This is a genomic window from Staphylococcus sp. HMSC056G08, assembly GCF_001812305.1.
GTDB lineage: Bacteria > Bacillota > Bacilli > Staphylococcales > Staphylococcaceae > Staphylococcus > Staphylococcus simulans.
This window is the reverse complement of sequence record NZ_KV808430.1, coordinates 1-450: the sequence shown is the minus strand read 5'-3', so window position 1 is coordinate 450 and position 450 is coordinate 1. Positions and strand designations below refer to the sequence as shown.

The following is a 450-nucleotide window of genomic DNA, read 5'->3' as shown; positions in this document are numbered from 1 at the left end:
GTAGTTTTTGCTAAAAGTACCAAAATGAGGAACTTTATCAAAGAATCCATAACCTAAGTACCATCGGTACGCTACATTAGTGTGAATTTCTTTTATAGTTTGTCTCATAGATTTAATGCCGAATAATTTTTGAATCAGAAGGATTTTTACTAAAATTACAGGGTCAATAGAGGGTCTGCCATTATCTAAGCAATATTTATCTTTCACTAAATCATAAACAAAGTTAAGATCTAATACTTTTTCAACTTTACGTAACAAGTGATCATCAGGAACTAATTGAGATATTGAAATCATTTCAAGTTGTTCTCTGTTATTAGAAGATTTATTTAGCATACTATCACCTCATTATCTTATTACTATCATTATACAAGAAATGGGGAAAAGGTTATTATGTAAAATGTTAAAAAATAAAAAATGCCGACAAGTCCGTAGGACTTTGTCGACAGTCTG

The 450-nt window shown here is 29.8% G+C and carries 1 protein-coding gene; it reads right to left on the bottom strand.

Translation table 11 applies throughout. The annotated features are described in order from the left end of the window. Window positions 1–333 (bottom strand): IS1182 family transposase (locus tag HMPREF2846_RS01080; RefSeq protein WP_002480977.1); only part of this gene is annotated, 333 nt, incomplete at its 3' end. Window positions 334–450 lie beyond the last annotated feature (117 nt).